Source organism: Streptomyces sp. NPDC050636 (genome assembly GCF_040654775.1).
Taxonomy (GTDB): domain Bacteria; phylum Actinomycetota; class Actinomycetes; order Streptomycetales; family Streptomycetaceae; genus Streptomyces.
In genome coordinates this window covers 111509-127044 of the sequence record NZ_JBFAIP010000010.1, presented here as the reverse complement: position 1 = coordinate 127044, position 15536 = coordinate 111509, and the positions used below count along the sequence as shown (strand labels likewise).

12 protein-coding genes are annotated in these 15536 nt (G+C 67.5%); 10 read left to right on the top strand and 2 right to left on the bottom strand.

The genetic code is table 11. From position 1 onward, the window contains the following. Positions 1 to 38: 38 nt before the first annotated feature. Positions 39 to 380 (bottom strand): hypothetical protein, encoded by a 342-nt coding sequence (locus tag AB0I10_RS12525; protein ID WP_363152385.1) that lies wholly within the window; start codon positions 378 to 380, stop codon positions 39 to 41. A 180-nt stretch (positions 381 to 560) separates the two neighbouring features. Beyond that, positions 561 to 1127, bottom strand: coding sequence for a hypothetical protein (locus AB0I10_RS12520; protein ID WP_363152384.1), 567 nt, complete (start codon positions 1125 to 1127; stop codon positions 561 to 563). Between the two features lie 515 nt (positions 1128 to 1642). Between AB0I10_RS12520 and AB0I10_RS12515 the strand changes: the two genes are divergently transcribed. The 10 genes from AB0I10_RS12515 to AB0I10_RS12470 all read left to right on the top strand — a co-directional run bounded on the left by AB0I10_RS12515 (position 1643) and on the right by AB0I10_RS12470 (position 15528). Next, positions 1643 to 2737, top strand: coding sequence for a hypothetical protein (locus AB0I10_RS12515; protein WP_363152382.1), 1095 nt, complete (start codon positions 1643 to 1645; stop codon positions 2735 to 2737). 200 nt (positions 2738 to 2937) lie between these two features. After that, a complete protein-coding gene (locus AB0I10_RS12510; protein WP_363152381.1) occupies positions 2938 to 3216 on the top strand; it encodes a hypothetical protein in 279 nt (92 codons plus the stop codon). A 173-nt stretch (positions 3217 to 3389) separates the two neighbouring features. Further along, positions 3390 to 4745 (top strand): type VII secretion integral membrane protein EccD, encoded by a 1356-nt coding sequence (eccD, locus tag AB0I10_RS12505; protein ID WP_363152380.1) that lies wholly within the window; start codon positions 3390 to 3392, stop codon positions 4743 to 4745. A 53-nt stretch (positions 4746 to 4798) separates the two neighbouring features. Next, complete coding sequence (locus AB0I10_RS12500; protein WP_363152379.1) at positions 4799 to 5971, top strand: MinD/ParA family protein; 1173 nt, start codon at positions 4799 to 4801, stop codon at positions 5969 to 5971. A gap of 36 nt (positions 5972 to 6007) precedes the next feature. Further along, positions 6008 to 9982: a type VII secretion protein EccCa gene (gene eccCa, locus AB0I10_RS12495; protein ID WP_363152378.1), complete on the top strand. Its 3975-nt coding sequence runs from the start codon at positions 6008 to 6010 to the stop codon at positions 9980 to 9982. Positions 9983 to 10124: 142 nt separating this feature from the next. Further along, positions 10125 to 11543: a DUF6177 family protein gene (locus AB0I10_RS12490; RefSeq protein WP_363152377.1), complete on the top strand. Its 1419-nt coding sequence runs from the start codon at positions 10125 to 10127 to the stop codon at positions 11541 to 11543. A 196-nt stretch (positions 11544 to 11739) separates the two neighbouring features. Beyond that, the gene (locus AB0I10_RS12485) at positions 11740 to 12072 is read left to right on the top strand and encodes a hypothetical protein (protein ID WP_363152376.1); all 333 of its coding nucleotides are present in this window, start codon (positions 11740 to 11742) and stop codon (positions 12070 to 12072) included. A 49-nt stretch (positions 12073 to 12121) separates the two neighbouring features. Then, the gene (locus tag AB0I10_RS12480) at positions 12122 to 12433 is read left to right on the top strand and encodes a pore-forming ESAT-6 family protein (protein ID WP_363152375.1); all 312 of its coding nucleotides are present in this window, start codon (positions 12122 to 12124) and stop codon (positions 12431 to 12433) included. A 126-nt stretch (positions 12434 to 12559) separates the two neighbouring features. Next, positions 12560 to 12997, top strand: a complete 438-nt coding sequence (locus tag AB0I10_RS12475; RefSeq protein WP_363152373.1) for a DUF6507 family protein — start codon at positions 12560 to 12562, stop codon at positions 12995 to 12997. Further along, complete coding sequence (locus tag AB0I10_RS12470) at positions 12994 to 15528, top strand: hypothetical protein (RefSeq protein ID WP_363152372.1); 2535 nt, start codon at positions 12994 to 12996, stop codon at positions 15526 to 15528. The genes AB0I10_RS12475 and AB0I10_RS12470 overlap by 4 nt, the downstream gene beginning before the upstream one ends. The last annotated feature ends 8 nt before the right edge of the window (positions 15529 to 15536 follow it).

The following is a 15536-nucleotide window of genomic DNA, read 5'->3' as shown; positions in this document are numbered from 1 at the left end:
CAAGAGTCTCGGCAGGCCGTTTTATGTAGCGGCCTATTTCAAGCGGTGCGGAGTCCCCGCGTCTCGAACAGGGACGACCACTCTGGATGCAGTTCGAGCAGCATACGGGCGTATCGCGACCGGAAGTCATTATTGAGCCGCCAGGGCTCGCCGTACGTTGCTCGCCCGTACTGCCAGCGCAGGACCTCGAACAGCATGCCGATTCCGACCCGCTTCAGTCCGCGGTCGACACAGTCGGAGGTCAGGGCCTCCAGCTGCTCAAGGATCCAGGGGTTGAGCTGGTGGAACGCCTCGAAACGCTCCTGGATGCTCAGTCCTGCGCTGGGAGATTCGGGGTGCCGCAAGGGTGCGATGGGTAGTTCCAGCTGTGTGGGAACCATGTTCCTCCCCCTCCGTAGATGTATCGCGGCCTATTTTGCGGCACGAAGGGAAGCTGATCAACATGCCCCTCCCTGCATGAATAAATTCTACTATGAATGCGGGTGGGGTCAACTACGCTCAGAGTCGCCAATGGGGCCGCGAATTTCTGCGCGGCCCCACTGCTGGTCAACGTCTCGGAACTAGCCGGCCTTCTTGGCGGCGGCGCCACGCTTCACGATGGACGAACCGGGACCCTCGTAGCGGCCTTCGCGCAGCGCCTCAACGACAACCTCCTGGAGCTTCCAGGTGCCCTTCCGGGTCTTACTCATCGTAGTCTCGGCTGCATCCAGCACCGTCTCCAGAAGCCACAGCTTCGACCCCGACAGCACGTAGTCCGGCTCAGGAATCATGCCGTTGCCCCGCAGTGCAGCCTGGCCGACCGCGACCTGGGTGACGCCGAACAGCTCCCCGTACTCCTGCGCACCCACCAGCACCGGCAGCTCACCCTTCTTCTTCGGACGCACCGACGCCCGCTGTTCCGCCACCACAGCGGCGAGAGCAGTCTCATCGAGCTGCCGGCCACGGCTTCCCGGCGGTAGAGCCAGGTCAATGATGAAGCCACCTGGCCAGAACGGCTTGCCCGAGACGATCGCCGCGTCCTCGTAGGAGAGGATGCCGTCCGGAACCCAGCGGTCACTGACCGCCGTCGGCGCGATGTTGTACACCCGGGCGATTTCCTTGCGGCCCAACAGCAGCGGTTTCGCCACGACAGCCTCCTCTCATCACTACGGCAGTCAGGGATAGCAGAATACTTCCAAGGGCTGCGAGCTCGAAGGTCGAGGGCCACGGGTGGTGACTGTTGTGCTGGAGCAGCTCTCTTCAAGAGGTGTAACAAAGCATCTGCGCCTATGGAAGGCGCCCACCACGCCGAGACAGCTGAAGCCGATGATCTTCCCTGTGTTGCTCTGGCGCGGCTGAGGCGGCTGCCCTCATCGCTGTACCGGCATGGGCTGCTGGTAGGTCACGCGTGACTCCCTCGGGACGCGCGGTGTCGGGGTACTGCCCCGTAGCGGACCGCACAGGAACGAGCATAGATAGCTGACGGCCCTTCATAGTGCTGTTTTCCACCTCGCCGTAGAGGTGCACGTGGGCACTTTGCGAGGAGCCTCTGTCACGTGGCACCGACTTGCGTGAGTCGGTTCCAGGCCGCCTGTTAGGTTGATTCAGCAGCTGAATGACCAGACCATTGCACAGTGCCAGGCACGGGGGAGTGTCACTGTTGATGAATTTCGTGGCCCAAGGCGTTGGGCGGGGGCGTTCGATGGCCGGTACGCGGCCCCGTCGCATGGCCCGGCCCTTCGCCGCGCTCTGCGGCGTCACCACCACCGCCGCACTTACACTCGCGGGCTGCTCGGACAGTTCCACCAAGGATGCATCCACGGGCCTACCCGAGCCCAAACCCGGCAAGCTCGCTACCTTCTCACTTGCAGGGCTCAGTTCGAAATACGACCTAAATTACGCCACAGACCCTTACGGTTCCCGCCAGCTCGCCTCCGACCAGTCCGGAAACGTCTACCTGATGAAACAAGACGTCGGGACCGCCATGGACATCATCCTGAAGATGACCCCGCACGGAGCCGTGAGCAAGGTCGCGCGTATCCCGTCCCTGGGCATCGACGGTTCGATAGCCGTGGCCCCGGACGGCGAGCTCCTCGTCGGCGGTTACAAGGGGCTGTTCCGAGTCGACCGCCATGCCAAAGTCCGCCCCGTGAACGCTCCTCGCTTCAAGCACCCCAACCCCATCGGCGCCCGGCCGGACGGCTCGATGGTCGTGAAGGACGAACACGCCCTCTGGTCCCTCAAGGGCACCCACAAGACCAGGCTTTACACCTTCCCGAAGAAATCTGGAACTCCTGCTGCCACCGTCGACGCCACCGGAACCATCTACACGGACGCAGGCAGCACGCTGAAGCACATGCTCGTCCTGGCGCCCGGCCACGGGCCCCGCGCGCTATCGGTACGCGGGAACATTCCGGGAACGAAGACTCCGATCTCCTCGCAGACAGCGATCACGATGACCCCGGCGCGCGGAGGTGGCCTGTATGCCCAGGCCAACACATCCCCAACGAAGGCAGCGAAATTCGCGTACATCGTCCGCGTGCGCCCCTCCGGCTCCGCCACTGTGCTCGCCAGAGGAACGATGGACAGCACGAATGCAGGATGCAAAAGCGGCAAGCATTACCCGGCACTCAACACCCCCTGCCCCATGCCCTGGTTCGTCGTCCAGAGCGGTAAGCGGCTCCTGGTCATGGGCAGCCCTAAAGACAACGGAGGCGATCACCTCCCGGCATTCGCCCTCCGGGCCGTCACGAAGTGAAGGCCCGGTGCGCTGGCGAAGAGCCAGAAGCGTACGCTCGACGCATCACGGTGCTCGAAGAGGCCGCTGCGCGGCCGACACACGCAGATGTGCGCCATCATGCGGGCGGACTCGGGGTGACGGCTGGCGCGTAGCCGCCGATGACCGAGGTTCATCGGCCGTGGCTGAGGCGGCGGGCGACTGAGGCGACGGACGAGGAAATGGCGCGGGATTACGACAGTCAGCTGCTGGAGTCTGTGGCGGTACGCCGGCGCAGGATGCGGGACGCCCTACTGTTCGGTGCACAGCGGGGGCGGCGCACGGCGGACGATCGGCTCGGGAAGGTGTTTGCGGGGATCGCCATCACGGCCGTCCTGTGCGCGGGGTGCGTGGGGTGGTCCTTCCTTCAGCACACGCTGGCGCAGCAGAAGGCCGAGCAGGAGAAGCAGCAGCGCCAGGTGCAGCAGTTCGAGCAGCCGACGAGGTCTGCGAAATCCTAGAAGTCCAGAGATCAGATTCGGACAGGCTTTTGCCGCATACCCGGGAAATACGCGAAGAGCTCCCCGTGATGGGAGAAGGGTTCCCTGACGCGGGGCCGGGCGGAAGACAGCAGCACAGGCATGTCCGGTTTGGCCCGAGAGTTCGTCAACGCCGCGATGATAGGTTCCCGTAAGTGGTGAGCAGAGCAACGACTTCCCAGGCGCAACTGAGCCGAGTGACCTTGGTCGGCGAGCGACGCCGGGCCGACGTCGTCCTGCTCTCCGACACACCGATTGGGCAGCTGCTCCCGGATATCCTGCAGTTGCTGGATGACCGGCTTTCTTCGCGCCCGCTGACACGGCAGTTGATTACGTCCGATGGCTCCGTCCTGCCGCACGACAGCACGCTGGCGTCGGCCGGGATTGCGGACGGTGCCGTGCTCCGGCTCGTCACAACGCACTCTGCGCCGCCCGCTCCCGTAGTGCACGACGTCACCGACCAGGTGGCTGACGATCTCGATCTGCGGGCTTGGCGCTGGCGTCCCGCTGCGCGCCGGGCCAGCGCGGGCGGGGCGACCGTCATCTTCGCGGTGGTTGCCGCGCTGCTCGCCCGCCGTGAGTTCCCGCTCGGCGTCGTGGTTGGTGCTCTTTCGGCCGTCACGTTCGTGCTGCTGGTGGCCGGTGCGCTGGTCGCCAAGGTCGGACGGGGGAACCGGGGTCTGGCGACCGCGCTGCTGGTCGCCTCTGGCGGGCTTGGGGTGCTTACCGCGTGGACGGCTGCCGATGCGGACGGCTGGCCAGGCACCGCGCGGCTCGCTGCCGTCGCGGGCGCGCTGGTGCTGACGCTTGTGTTCCTCGGTTACCTCTCGCCGCTGGGCAAGGGCGGGTTGGTTGGTGCCGTGACCGCTGCCGCGATCGCCGTCGTGTGGGAGGCGGTGGCCGCCGTTCAGGGGGATCCGGCCAGGCTCGGCGCCGTCATGGCAGTCTTCTCTGTGGTGGTGCTCGGGCTGTTGCCGCGGCTGGCCTTGATGGCGTCGGGGCTCACCGCGCTCGATGACCGTCGCTCGGGCGGGGTCTCTGTGAGCCGTTACCAGGTGGGCACCGCGCTCGCGGCGACGCACCGCGGCCTTGTCCTCTCGACGACTGTCACTGCGGTTTCGGCGACCTCCGCCGGATGGCTGCTCACCCTGGCCGAGAAGCCGACCGTGTGGACCGTGGGGCTGGCGTCGCTTGTCGTTGTGGTGCTGGTGTCGAGGGCGCGGGCTTTCCCGCTGATCGCTGAGGTCGTGGCGCTCTTTGCCGCTGCGTCGTGCCTGGTCGTGCGTCTGGTGATGTTGTGGATGGAGCAGGCAGGGGGCGCCGGGCCGCTCGCCGTGCTGTGTGCGGCTGCGGTGCTGCCGCTGCTCGTTTTGGCGGTGCAGGTGCCCGAGCATGTGCAGGTGCGACTGCGGCGCATGGGCGATCTGGTCGAATCCATTGGCATGGTGGGGCTCTTCCCGCTCGCCTTTGGTGTGTTCGGTGTGTACGGGCAGCTGCTCCACCAGTTCTGAGTCGATGTGCCGGTGCTCCGGGTGGGGCCACAGGTTGGGGGTGAAGGGCGGGCATGCCGAACGGAGACGGCTGGCAGGGTGAAGTGCTGCGCGACCTGAGGAGCGGCGCCGAGCAGGGTGTACAGGGCCCCGGTGGGCAGGCGTACCGTACCTCCGCACCGGGCCCGGGCCTGCCTGCACAGAGCGCCCAAGCACCGGACGCCGCCCCTGACGGTGGTGCGCCCCGACAGGCCGGCTACCCGTACCAGGAACAGAAGCAGCAAGCCCCGCCCGCGTACGCCCCAGACCCCCAACCCCACATCGCCCCTACCTCCCGGCCCGTGGTGGAGGTGGGCCTGGCCGGCGCGGTACGCCTCAAGCCACAGCACGGTGAGTCCTTCGCCGCACGTGCCGCACGCGCCCTGCGCCGCACGCTCTCCTCGTCAGCCGCCCGCGAGGTCGCCGAGGTCACCCGCACCGCCGAGGTTCTACAGCGGCCAGTGACGACCGGCCGACAGATTGCCGTCACCTCCATCCGGGGCGGATCCGGGAAGTCGACCGTGGCCGCGTTGCTCGGAACGACGTACGCGCACTACCGGCAGGACCCGGTCCTCTTCCTGGAGGCCGATCCGGCACTCGGCTCGCTGCCGCTGCGGCTCGGCGTCGAGTCGCGGCGCTGGACGACCAGCGATATCGCGGACATCGTCAAGCCAGACATGTCGCTACTCGACGTCACCGGCTACCTCGTCCAGCTTCCCAACAATGCCTGGTTGCTGCCCGCGAGCCAGGGCCAGATCGGCGTGATGCTGGACAGCCGGACGTACGAGCGGGCTGTGGTCGCGTTGCGCCGCTACTTCGGTGTGATGGTCATCGACTGCGAGACACTGCCCGCCGAAGTCGCCCGGGTCGCACTTGCCGCCGCCCATGGCCGCGTGCTGACCGCCCCCGCCACGCCAGAAGGCATCACCAGCACGTACTCGGTGCTCCAGTGGATGCAGAAGCTGCCCCCGCATGTCATCGCCGGCACGGTCGTCGTGCTCACCGAATTGGTGCCCCACTCAGGACTCGACCTCGACGAGGCCGCCCACGGACTCAAGTCCACCGGGGTAAGCGTCCAGGTTCTGCCGTACGACCGGCACTTGGCAGCGGGCGGCCCGGTCCATCCCGAATTGATCGCTCACCCGACTAGGCAGGCCGCTGCCCGCCTTGCCGCGGACGTCTTCCACCTCTCTCAGAAGCGTTACTGACCAGATGCCGAGCCCGACCGTGAATGACGGACGACGATGAGTACCCGACTGATCCACCGCCCGGCCAGGACCACCCGGCCGCCGGCCCCCTCCGAGGCACGCATCATCGAGGCGCCGCCCAACCTCCCTGAGGGGAAGGCGGGCAACATCGCGATGTCGCTGCTGCCTGTCGCCGGTGTCATGTCGTCGGTGGTGATGATGACGGTGGTGCGCAACAGTCAGTTCGCGGCGCTCGGTGCGATCATCCTCGTCGTCACCGTCATCGGGTCCGTCGTGCTCGTTCTCTCGCAGCGTGGCAAGGCCCAGCGCACTCGCCGCACTCAGCGTGAGGCGTATCTCGCCTATCTGGAGGACCTGCGCGAGGAGCTCTCCGCCGAGGAGCGCGCGCGGCGCGAGCGCGCCGATGTCCTCAACCCGCCGCCGCCCGCCCTTTATGACATCGTGCGCGATCCGGCTCGTCTGTGGGAGCGCCGCCGGGTCGACGGTGACTTTCTGCGTGTGCGTGTCGGCACCGGCGAGATGCCGGTACGTGATTTGCAGATCGCTCAGCAGGGCTCGTCGGTCCTCACCCCGCCCGACCGTTTCATGCTCAATGAGGCGTCGGCGTTGATGGCCCGTTTCCGTACCGGCACCGAACTCCCGCTCACCGTCCCGCTCGACCGTGTCGGCAACGTCAGCGTCATCGGCCCCCGCGAGGACTGCCTGCGCGTCGCGCGCGCCCTGCTCGTCCAAGCAGCCGCCACGCACGCCCCCGACGACGTCGCGATGGCACTCGCCGTGCCCGGCGACCGGCTCGCCGACTGGGAGTGGGCCAAGTGGATGCCGCATCTGCTCGATGCCGAGCAGTACGACGGCCCCGTCGCCGCCCGCCGTATCGCCCCCTCCGCACCCCAGCTCGCCCGGCAGCTCGGCCCTGAACTGCGCCGCCGCGCCTCCTACGCGGCCGAGGTGCGCCGCGGCCTGTCCGGCAAAGACGCCCTCGCCATGACGTCCCGGCTGCTCGTCGTTGCCGACGGACACGGCCAGGACGCCGTCGACCTGCCGCGCCCCGACGAGGCGGTCGGCCTGCGAGAGATGGGCATCACCGTCCTACACCTGCTCGAACAGCGGGTCCAGGAGCCGGGACATGTCGGCGTCCGGATCACCGTCGACGGCGATCAGGCCATGATCGAAGACCTGCGCGAGCAGGAGCCGATCAGCGCCCACGGCACCGTCGACGAGGTCAGTATTCCGTTCGCCGAAGGACTGGCCCGGATGCTGGCGCCGCTGCGCCTGTCCGCCGAATCGCTCGCCGACGCTCCCCTGACCGGGCCCGTCGACTTCGCCACCCTGCTCGGCATCGACGACATGGCGCAACTTGACCTCTCGCGTCTGTGGGCGCCGCGCGGCGAACGTGCCTTCCTGCGCGTACCGATCGGCATCAACGACTCCCACGAGCCGGTGCTGTTGGACCTGAAGGAGTCCTCCGAGCTCGGCATGGGCCCGCACGGCCTGTGCGTCGGCGCCACCGGCTCCGGTAAGTCGGAACTCCTGCGCACCCTTGTCCTCGCCCTGGTCGCCACCCACCCACCGGAGGACCTTGCCCTGGTCCTCGTCGACTACAAGGGCGGTGCGACCTTCGCGCCGTTCGCGAACCTGCCGCACGTCGCCGGTGTCATCACCAACCTGGAGAACCAGGCCGGCCTGGTCGAGCGCGTCCACGCCTCGCTCGCCGGCGAGGTCAAACGCCGCCAGCAGGTCCTGAAAAACGCGGGCAACATCGCCGACATCGGTGATTACGCCGCGCTGCGCACCTGCCAGCGGCCCGACCTGGAGGCGCTGCCACATCTGTTCGTCGTCATCGACGAGTTCGGTGAACTGCTCACCGCCAAGCCGGACTTCATCGACCTGTTCCTGTCCATCGGCCGCATCGGCCGCTCGATCGGGGTGCACCTGCTGCTGTCGAGCCAGCGCATCGAGGGCGGCAACCTCAAGGGCCTGGACACCTACCTCTCCTACCGGCTCGGCCTGCGTACCTTCTCCGCCGACGAATCCCGTACGGTCCTGGACACCACGGACGCTTTCCATCTGCCGCCGCTGCCGGGATTCGGCTACCTCAAGGTCGACACCAGCCACTACGACCGCTTCAAGGCAAGCTATGTCTCGGGCGCCTACCGCGGCCCCGTGCAACGCGCGGAGGAAGAGGGCGCCGGGCCCCTCGCCCTCCCGTACGAGACCTTCAACACCAGCTCTGGCGCGGAGGATTCGAGCGCGCAGGAGCTAACGGTGCGGCGCCGCGAGATGGGGCCGACGGAGCTGGGCGTCATGGTCGAGCAGCTGGCGAACGCGGCCGGTACTGTGCGCCGTATCTGGCTGCCCCCGCTGCCCGATGCTGTCGCCCTGGACACCGTCGCCGGACCGCTCGACGTCGGCCCGCGCGGTGTCCAACTCTCCAAGCGTCGAGGTCCGCTTGAGGTCCCTCTCGGGCTGCTCGACGATGCGGCCAAGCAGTGGCAGGGCCAGTGGTACCTGGACCTCACGGTGGCGGGTGGCCACGCCGCCGTCATCGGTGGCCCGCAGTCCGGCAAGACCACGCTCCTGCGCACCCTCGTCCTCTCGCTCGCGCTGACCCACACCCCGCAGGAGGTCGGCATCTACGGCCTCGACCTGGTCGGCGGCGGCCTGGCGGCTCTGTCGGGCCTGCCGCACGTCGGCGGCATCGCGGGCCGCGCCGACCGCGAGCGCACGGCACGCACTGTCGAAGAGATACGGACCATGCTCGCGGCCCGGGAGGACCTTTTCCGTGAGCATGGCATCGACTCCGTCGAGCAGCTGCGCGACCTGCACGCGGCGGGCCGGCTGCCGCAGCTGGCCTCCGCCGAGATCGTGCTCGTCATCGACGGCTTCGGCGCGCTGCGCGACGACTTCGAGGAGTTGGAGGACGACGTTGCCGACATTCTCAAACGCGGTGGCGGTTACGGCATCCACGTGGTGGCGGGCATGCTCCGCTGGAACGACGTGCGCATCGCAGTCCAGTCGAACTTCGGCACCCGCGTCGAGCTGCGGCTGAACGACCCCAGTGAGTCCTGCATCGACCACAAGCTCGCCGCGACCCTTTCGCCGGACGAGCCCGGCCGCGTCCTGACCGACGGCAAACTCTTCGCACAGGTCGCTCTTCCCCGTACGGACTCACTCGCCGATACCGCGGACCTCGGGGTGGTCCTGGAGCGAGCGGCCCGGACGATCCGCGCCACCTGGAGCGGCGAGGTCGCGCAGTCGGTGCGGGTGCTGCCGCACATTCTGGAGCCCCATCTCCTGCCGGGCCCGGTTGCCGAACCCCAGCGGGTGCCGATCGGCCTGGACCAGACGGCGCTCGATCCTGTTCTGCTTGACCTGTTCCAGCATGACCAGCACCTGCTGATCATGGGCGACAGCGAATGCGGCAAGACCAGCCTCATCAAGACCATCGCCAATGGTCTTATCGATCGTTACGGCGAGGACGAGCTGGTCTTCGCCGTGATGGATCCCAGGCGTAGTCTGCGTGGCGCGATCCCTGAGGAGTTCAACGGCGGCTACGCGTACAACGCCAAGCTGTGCGCGGGTCTCGCCGCCGGTATCACCACCGTGTTGGACAAGCGGCTGCCCGATGACAGCACGCGCCTTGAGGATCTTCAGCCTGGCAGCTGGGGCGGGGGGCCGCGGATCGTGGTCCTCGTCGACGACTACGACGTGCTCACCACCGCCGGCCAGGAACCACTGGCCCCGTTCCTGCCCTACATCCCCTCCGCGGCAGACATCGGCCTCCACTTCATCCTGACCCGCCGCGTCGCAGGCGCCTCACGCGGCATCTACGAACCCCTCGTCCAGGGCCTGCGCGAATCAGGATCCTCGGCGCTCCTCATGGCGGGGGACCGCAGCGAGGGCCAACTGTTCCCCGGGGTGTACGCCTCCCAGCAGCCGCCGGGCCGCGGTGTCCTCATCCGCAGGGGCCAGTCCAACCGCCTGATCCAGACCGTGTACTCCCCTCAGTGACACACCGGAGAGCTCTCCCGCGCACGCGAGCCACGAGGGGCGCCATGGCGCTGCCGGTCGCCGCGCAGGAGGCTCTCCCACGCACCCTAGCCACGCCCTGTATGGCATCCATGCCACGAACGACTAAGGACCGGACGACCACATGACCAAGGACGTCATCGCCCTCACGCAGCGCATGCCCGACCCGTGGACCATGCTCGCGGGCCTGCTCTCCGGAGGCCCCGACAAGCTGGTCGACACAGTCGGCGAGGGCGCCGTCATGCGACTGTGCGACGACGAGGGCCGGCCCCTCGTCTCCGTCGAGGCACCGCTGCTCGTGCAGGTCGACGGCGAGGCCGAGCGGCTGCTCGGAGCCACGCCACCGCCGGTTCCGTACTGGTGGACCGAAGCCCGCGCCACCACGGGTGTCGAAGACGCCGAGCGGCTCGCGGGCACCTTCGCGGCCCGGCTTGCCGCTTTGGCCGACGGCTCCGCCTGGCCACCGGAGGCCGCGCAGTCCGTGGCCGTGGTGAAGACCGACGGCGTGAGCGTCGCGCCCACACCCGCCGCCGCGCAGCCTGCCGTCGATGTCCTCACCGACAAAGTCGCCGTTGTCATCCAGGACCGCCCTGTGGTCGCCATGACGGCCTGGCTCCAGGACGCGTTCCGCACCGCCGCAGTCGCCGAACTGGGCCTCCAGGTCGTCACCCCGGCAGGGACCATGCTCTCCCCGGCCGTACGCGACAGCCTCAGCAGCTGGCCCTCCCGCTGGGTCGTGCGGGATGAGCGGGACGGCTACTACGACGGACTGTCCGGAGCCGTACTGCGCTGGCAGGAAGGCATGTTCGCACCCGTAGCGGTAGCCGACGCGACCGACGACGACCCACGCACCCCGGTGGCCGCCTCCTACCAGGAGGCCCAAATCACCGGCGAGCGTCAGCTGGCCGTGACCTTCCGCGCGGTCCACCCCGCAGACGAACGTCTGGTACTCGGCGGCGCGCTGGAGTCGATATGGCGCGAACTCACCGGCGAACCCCCGGCCGGGTGGGGAACCGCGGAACCCGCCAACCTCCCCTGGTCGCCACGCCAGATGACCGACCTCGCCTACGAGAGGGCTCCCGAACCAACCTGGATCGTGGTCGTCGGCACCCCCGGCCGACCCGGCCTCGCCACGGTGCGCATCAATCGTACGAAGGCGGGCGTGGAGGAACACGTCACGCTGATGTTCGGCTACGGACCCGACGAGGAGCCACCGGTCGACGCTCTGCCCAGGGCCGCGGAGGTGCTTGCTACCCGCCACCACCTGCAGTCGATGCTCGTACAGCTGCGCAAGGCCCGCCGGGACCTGGCGGTGCCGCCCCGCTTCGAGGGGCCTGGTGTCCCGATGGCCTTCGTGCTCGGCGCGGAGGAGGTCCGCCAGATGCCCGGCGACCGCGCCCGGCACACCCCGCTGGCCCAGCCGCCGGTCCCCCTCGGCTCGAAGACCCGCTCTGCGCTGTACTACCCGCTGCCGGGCGACCCGTCGGACCTATCGGGCTGGCAGGACTTCGAGCGCCTGATGCGGCATCTGAAAGGCGCGTAAAGAGCACCTGCCGGTGGAGCCGGCCAGGTGGGCCTCCAGGCCCAGCGCACTGAAGGCAGCGGTAGGTCGCCACCTGGCAGCTTTGAGCCATTGTCATACCTAGGCCGTAGCATCGGGATTGTGAATTGCACCGGTCACGCCGCGGTTGATAGGCATGACCGTACATACGATCGTCAAGTCTGGCGGGGGGAGCCCGATGAAGTTCGACATGGGAGCGCAGACGCTTGCGACCCTGAGGTCTCAGTCGCAGGGGTCGAGTGGTGAACTGGGGACGTTGATCCGCCAGCTCGTGCAGGCAGCTCAGCCGTTGGAGAGCAAGTTCAACGGGTCGGGCAAGGTGGCGTTCGACTCGTTCAAGTCGCGCGCGGACGAGATCACGTCGGCGTTGAACGGTGCGCTGGGTGCGATTGTGGGAGGTCAGTCGGGGATGGAGTCGGCCTTCAGCTCTGGTGACCAGGAGCAGGCTGACAACGCTCGGTCGCAGATGTCGGCGGCGAACTTCGACGCGGCTCGCTTCTCGGGCCGCTGACAGCCCGATTGCGGCGCAGGTACTCAGATCTTGGCGGGGAGTGATTGTGATGGCTGCTGGTAGTGATCGTCGTTCGTATGACTCGGGCGCGTCGGCGGAGGCGCAGGGCAACATCCAGGCGGTGATCGCGCGTCTGGAGCAGGTGATGGCGGCGCGTGATGCGCAGGTGAAGGCAGCGATGTCGGATTTTGCGGCGGACGGTGTCGCGGAGGAGTACCACGGCAAGGAAATGCGCTGGAACCGTGCCTCTCAGGAGGTCAAGAGCATCATCCAGTTGCTGAAGACGACGCTGGAGAAGAACGACGCGACCGCGCACCAGACGCTCTCGCGCGCCAAGTCCGCGGTCGGCAACATCGGCTGAACCAGCCCGGCGCACCGGCAGGAGAAGCAGTCCTTCGCGGTGCGCCGGCGGGTTGCCGGCTGTTGGGGGGGCGGCGCCGTGCGGATTGTGGCGGCGGTGCGACAGAGAGGTATGCAGGGGGCGTTCATGGCGTCGTGGGACATTCAGCCGCAGGGAGTGCAGGGCCAGTTGAAGGTCGTCGGCACGCATGCCGAAGATCTGGGGAAGGCCCTGACCACCCTGTTTGCGGATATGCAGGAGGTGGCTGTGGCGGCGGGTACGGCCGTGCCGGGTTCGCAGGCCGCGGTGCGTCCGCAAGGGCCGGTGGTGCCGCAAGAGGCTCCGAAGTGGTCGTCGCAGAAGTCGATGGGGCCGGTTGGCGCGGCGCTGGCCGAGTACGCGAAAGAAAAGCGCAAGACGGATCTCAAGGCGATGGCCGATCGTTGCCAGGCCGCCGTCCTGGGCGCAGCCAAAGCCACCAATGAGTACGTGGAGGGCGATCTGGAGGCGGCCAAGAATGCCCAGACCGCCGCCCGCAGGCTGCGGCTGGATGCTCTCAAGGACTTCGGGGGGAAGAAGCAGTGAGCGACGCGCCGGTCGATCCGGCCGAGGTACCGGTCTTCACCGGCAATCTGGACCTTCTCGAAACCAAGGCGAAGGCGCTGGCCCGCGGCGGCTCCAAGGTCCACACCATCGGCTCGGACGTCCACAAGTCCTTCGGCGGACTGTCCGCCTTCTACAAGGCGCCCGAGGCGGAGCAGCTGTTCGGCGTCACGAAACCGGTGGAGGACAAGGCACACGACCTGAGCGACGACATGCACGTCATCGCCAAGGCTCTGAACACCTACGCCCGTGAGATCACTCCGCTGGTCAAGCAGCTGGAGCAGCTCAGGCAGGAAGCCGCCGCTTTCCGCGACAAGGAAGCTGCCGAAGACGATTGGAGTGAGGACGGCGACCTGATCGAGGAGAACCTGGGCCGCCGCAACAAGATTGCCGAGGTCTGGGCCGCGTTCCAGGAAGCCGAACGCGACTGCCATGCCAAGATCGTCGCGCTGGTAGGCGGCCATGCGCTCCACACGATCGACGCCTCCCACAAGACGGGGTACGGCTATGACGCCGAAGCCCTCAAGCAGTCCAAGAGCCTGCCCTGGGGCGACGCAGTCGAGGAATCCGTTCCCTGGTGGCAGGTGTGGGAGCACGCCTACGACTTCGGCAAGGGCGTCATCATCGACGGCGCGTGGGGCACCGTCAGGGGCCTGCTCACCCTGTTCGGCTGGGACGGCGGGGACGCAGCCGGCGAGGCGTGGAAAGGTCTGGCCAAGCTCTCCACCGCAGTCACGATCAGCACGATGCCCGGTTTGAACACTGCCTACTGGATGCTGCCGGGGGACATGCTTCCCTCCTGGTTGCGGGAATCGCGTACCGCGATGGTGGATACCGGCAAGGCGCTCGTGGCCTGGGACCAGTGGGAATCGAACGGCTCCCGAGCCGCCGGCGCGGTCACCTTCAACGTCCTTACCGCCATCGTCACCCGTGGCGGCGGCGGCGCCATATCGGGCGCGGGCAAGGCCAGCGCGGCCTCCAAGGCCCTGTCCTTCGCCGGCAAAGCGGGCCAGGCCATCGACCCGATGACCTACGTCTTCAAGGGCGCAGGCGCGGGCGTGTCGAAGATCGGCGACGTGATGGCCCACCTCAAGGACGCTGGCCACGTCGAGGTCCCAAAGATCTCAGAGGGTGCCTACAGCCTGCCCGAAGGCGCCACCAAGATGCCGGACGGCACGATCCAGCTGCCCAAGGACGCTGCCATCCCAGAAGGGGCGACCAAACTCCCAGACGGCAGCATCAAGCTGCCCGAGGGCACGGTCACCTTCCCGCCGAATACGGTGAAGGACCCATTCAACGGGAAGTACGCGAGCGGCAGAGGCGACATCTACAACGAGGACGGCAGCCTCTTCCAGCGCGCCGAGGACGCCCGCAAGGAAAAGACCGCCCCACCCGCCACAGGCGCGGACAACCCACGGATCGAAACCCCGGCCCGCCAGGAACAGCCGGTCCTGGCCAGCGTCGGCGGACGGGGCGACGACGCCACACGCGTCGGCTCGGACATCTCCGGCCCAGGCCGCGCCGGCGACAACGCGGGCCACGGCGACAGTGGCCTGGGCGACAACACCCCCACGGGCCGCGTCGGCGACCACGGCGCCCCGGGCGGCAGCGTGGGCAACCACATGCCCACGAACAACCTGGACAACAACCCCACCGGCGCTGGCGGCGGCCGGGCCACGGACACCACGCCCACTGGGGGAGGCCACGGCACTGGAGATGGGCAGGGAGTTCCGCACCAGGGCAGTCACGGAAACGGGCCATACGGCGGCCATGACGGGCCGGCTTCGTCCGACGCCGGCTCCGGGAACGGCGGTGGATCGGGCGGTGACGGTAGTGGAGCAGACGGCCCAGGCGCCCCTGGCGAGCAGCCTCCCGTGCATCTGGAAGGCGATCGCGTTGCGCAACAACCTATAGACAAGATGGCCCCCGAGCAGGAGGAAGCAGTCACGGCAGCTCTGGTGGAGTCGAAGGTGCCTCCGGTCGACCAAGAGCGAATGCTGACCCAGCTCCGAAAGTCCGGGTACGGAGCGGCTGTCGCCGAATACATCGCCAGCGGACGATTCTCTGGCAGCCCAGGGTATAAGGACCTGATCTTCCAGGTGAAGCAGAAAGATATGATGCCAGCTGTTCATCAGGCAATGGAGCATGCGGCTGAACTGCAGGCCAAGAACGTGGACAACATTGGATTTGAGCTCAAGCTGCCCGAGGACAAGCTTGACTTGGATGTTCTGGTCAGGTCTGAGAACGGCATCGAGTACGGTGCCCAACTCAAGGATGTTCAGAGCGCCGACGGGATCAGGTCGGCGGTGTCGAAGATTGCGAAGAAGCAATTGGCGGGCCCCGGCGTTAAGGTCAAGGCCGCGATTCTTGACATCGATGATGTCAAGGACGCGTTGACGGAGGTAACCTTGAAGAACGTTCAGAGGGCTGCAGATCGGGCCAACGCCTCTTTCGAGCTACGCTTTAAAGACGGTTCTCTCACCGTATTCCCGACCAATGCGACCAAGCCGTAAGGAAGTTC

Coding starts and splice junctions, on each gene's coding strand:
- AB0I10_RS12525 (WP_363152385.1), bottom strand. CDS start 380: ATGGTTCCCACACAGCTGGAACTACCCATCGCACCCTTGCGGCACCCC.
- AB0I10_RS12515 (WP_363152382.1), top strand. CDS start 1,643: ATGAATTTCGTGGCCCAAGGCGTTGGGCGGGGGCGTTCGATGGCCGGT.
- AB0I10_RS12510 (WP_363152381.1), top strand. CDS start 2,938: ATGGCGCGGGATTACGACAGTCAGCTGCTGGAGTCTGTGGCGGTACGC.
- AB0I10_RS12500 (WP_363152379.1), top strand. CDS start 4,799: ATGCCGAACGGAGACGGCTGGCAGGGTGAAGTGCTGCGCGACCTGAGG.
- eccCa (WP_363152378.1), top strand. CDS start 6,008: ATGAGTACCCGACTGATCCACCGCCCGGCCAGGACCACCCGGCCGCCG.
- AB0I10_RS12490 (WP_363152377.1), top strand. CDS start 10,125: ATGACCAAGGACGTCATCGCCCTCACGCAGCGCATGCCCGACCCGTGG.
- AB0I10_RS12485 (WP_363152376.1), top strand. CDS start 11,740: ATGAAGTTCGACATGGGAGCGCAGACGCTTGCGACCCTGAGGTCTCAG.
- AB0I10_RS12480 (WP_363152375.1), top strand. CDS start 12,122: ATGGCTGCTGGTAGTGATCGTCGTTCGTATGACTCGGGCGCGTCGGCG.
- AB0I10_RS12475 (WP_363152373.1), top strand. CDS start 12,560: ATGGCGTCGTGGGACATTCAGCCGCAGGGAGTGCAGGGCCAGTTGAAG.